The 2,836-nt window shown below is 54.4% G+C and carries 3 protein-coding genes; 1 reads left to right on the top strand and 2 read right to left on the bottom strand.

Annotated elements, in window-relative coordinates; genetic code table 11:
- Window positions 1–288, top strand: a 288-nt coding sequence (locus D6694_11525; protein ID RMH39061.1) for a hypothetical protein, incomplete at its 5' end; no start/stop codon positions are given.
- Here D6694_11525 and D6694_11520 read toward each other — a convergent pair.
- Entirely contained in the window at window positions 280–1,104 is an 825-nt protein-coding gene (locus D6694_11520) for an NAD-dependent deacetylase (GenBank protein ID RMH39062.1), read from the bottom strand. The two genes, D6694_11525 and D6694_11520, sit on opposite strands and share 9 nt — an antisense overlap.
- A gap of 86 nt (window positions 1,105–1,190) precedes the next feature.
- Window positions 1,191–2,753 carry an insulinase family protein gene (locus D6694_11515; protein ID RMH39060.1) on the bottom strand — a complete coding sequence of 521 codons (1,563 nt, stop codon included), beginning with the start codon at window positions 2,751–2,753 and terminating at the stop codon, window positions 1,191–1,193.
- Window positions 2,754–2,836 lie beyond the last annotated feature (83 nt).

Raw genomic sequence — 2,836 nt, 5'->3', positions numbered from 1 at the left:
CTGCACCAATTTCAGATTGATCGAAAGCGTCAGGAAGCTTTTCTACGGGATTTGCCCGAAATTGCCTACCGTTATCGGGCCAGGCTATTTTTTTGCGGGGCTGTGGCGCCGGAGGGCTTTGAACTGTATCAGAATGCCAAAGGACAGGCGTTTTTTATGGACGGTTTGATCATTTTTGAGGCCGAGGATAAAAGCAAGCTGTTACAAGTGCGTAATGACCATCGCTACAAAGCGTTTGAACACGCCACGTCACGGAGTTCTTTTTATCTTTTTCGTCGCCTATGGTAGTAACTGCGACAAGGCCCGTGCCGCTCGCATGGGCAGGCCAATGTGTCCATTGGGCGCGGCGTAGTCTGCCGGATTGATGCGAATTAACAACGCCCCGGTGTCAACGAGAGAACGACTCAGCCATCGCAATGTCGGGATGGCTGTGCCCGCGCCAATTTCCAGAACCACGCGGCGACCGGTCGAAAACTTGGCCAACCAAGCCTGCCATCGATTTTTCTGAGCTTCCGTACGCTGCGCTAGCCAATGCGCGTCGTCGAACATCAGTATGTTGGGGCGCGCTAATGCTTGGCAGTGAGGACAGCGCGGGAGGTCGCTGTGCCAGATAAGCGTTTCTGTATTGATGTTTTCAATGTTGCCTTCGGCGGGCCAGATGTCATCGCAACAGGGGGTACAACATTGCCACCAGTGAATGCTGCCGTGCCATTCGGTGATGGCGACTTCCGGCCAACCGGCTTTTTGAAATTGGCCATCAACATTGGTGGTGACCACGAATGTCGGTGTTGTCTCGGCGAGACGCAGAAGATGCCTGAATCCGGCATGGGGTGTGGTGTTTCGATATAATTGTAGTCGATGACCGTAAAAGCCCCATGCCAAGCGGGGAAATTGCTGAAATGCGGCGGGATTTGCGAGATCGATGAAGTTTAATTCCATCCGCTTGGCGCCCGGGTACGCTCGCCAGAAACCTTCGGGGCCGCGAAAATCTGGCAGTCCGGAATCGATCCCCATTCCGGCGCCAGCCAGAATGACCACAGATGCCGCATCGTGCAGTATCGTCCGGGCGGTGTCTATCTGTTTTTGCTGATCGGCCACGCTCATACCATCTCGACGGGCTGAGGTTGGTATCATGCCAGAAAAAGGGGATTGTGCAAAAAGAAACCCCGGCGAAGCCGGGGTTGCGGAACTTAAAGGTCTGCCAACGGCAAGGGTTTGAGGGTCAATGGATCCCGCAGTGGCAGTTGCGTCAGTTTATGACCGGCCACTTCTTCGAGTGTACCATGCTCACCATCACCGGGTAAAACTGCCTTCAGATCGCCCACCACGAGAATGCGAAGGGCCTCAGGTTTCAGGTATTTTTGCGCCACTTCCTGGACACGTTCGACCGTGACGGCATCAGTACGTTCTGACCATTTTGCCCAGAGATCTTCGGGATTGTTGAGCACTTCGTCCCACAAGAATCTGGATGCGGTGGCATCAGCGTTGCGGAACATGTCCGAGATGGCGGCTTTGACCGACTCTTTCGCAGTCGACAGTTCTTTTTCGGTGACCGGTTGGGTGCGAATGCGGTTAATTTCTTCAAGTACGATCTTGAGCGCATAAGCAACAGTCCGGTTTTTCGACTGATAGTAGGCGCGGAACATGCCGTCGTAGAATGACGGGAAGCTGAAATAGCTGCCAGCCGAATAGGCCAAGCCCTCGTCGCTGCGCACACGCGAGGTAATGCGGCTGGTAAATCCACCGCCACCAAGGATTTCGTTCATCACGCGGATCGCCATTTCGTCCGGGTGGCCGCGCTTGACTGCGGGATGGCCAACACTGACACGAGACTGGGTGACACCATCTTTGTTGACGCCATACAGTCCCGGCGGCATTGCCTCGTAGTCCGTCGGCACCGGCACGGGCTCACCTTTTGGCAGCGCAGCGAGCCGTTTGTTGAACAAGTTGACCATCTCTTCGGCTTTGACATCGCCGCTGACGGCGATGACGAGTTGACCGTTCGCGAACAACTTTTTCGCATAACGGCGAAGATCGTCGACCGTTAATTTCTCGATCTGAGCTGCGGTGGCCATGCGGTTGGAAAAGAACTTATCGCCATAGATAATGCGGTTCCAAACGCGCGGCTCGATCGTGCGCGTATCGTCGTTTCGGGTTTTGATACGCTCCAATAACGATTTTTTGACCACCGCAAATCGTTCTGCATTGAATTGGTTGTCGGTCAACAACGCAAACAGGATGTCCAAACTCTCGTTAAGATTTTTGGACAGGCTGTCGACAGACGCTTCGGCGCTGGTGTTATCGATGCCAAAGCGGAGATTGGTGGCGAGAAACTCGAGTCGTTCATCGACCTGCTCAGGCGTCATTGTGGAAGTGCCCCCTTCACGCAGCATACGCGCGAGGGCCATGGCCACGGCAATGTCCTCATCGGCAATGGCTTGTTCGCCAAGGCGGCTGGCAATCTTGACCGTGACCAATGGCAGAGAATGGTCTTCCACCACGTACAGAACGTTGCCATTGTCAAGCGCATGCCGATAGTCGGCTTTGTTCGGCACCACGATCTCTTGGGCGGCGAACTTGAGCGCTTCCGGACGAGAAGGGATCGCGCTTGCCTGCGCGTTTTGTGTCGTGGTCTGCGTTTGGTTTGCCGCCGTTTGCGCTTGCGGTTCGTGATTTTCTCCACAGCCAGTCAGGATAAGTCCACCGACGAATGCTGAGGACAGCAGGAGATGTTTTATCCAGCGTTGATTCATTTTTCTCACTCCTTATTCTGTGCTTTCATCCGTGCCTTGACTTTGTCGATGAGCACTTTTATGACCGGTCGCATTGCCTCAGG

It is taken from the genome of Gammaproteobacteria bacterium (assembly GCA_003696665.1).
GTDB lineage: Bacteria > Pseudomonadota > Gammaproteobacteria > Enterobacterales.
The sequence above is the reverse complement of the archived record's forward strand: the minus strand, read 5'-3'. Positions and strand labels throughout refer to the sequence as shown.

Coding starts and splice junctions, on each gene's coding strand:
- D6694_11520 (RMH39062.1), bottom strand. CDS start 1,104: ATGAGCGTGGCCGATCAGCAAAAACAGATAGACACCGCCCGGACGATA.
- D6694_11515 (RMH39060.1), bottom strand. CDS start 2,753: ATGAATCAACGCTGGATAAAACATCTCCTGCTGTCCTCAGCATTCGTC.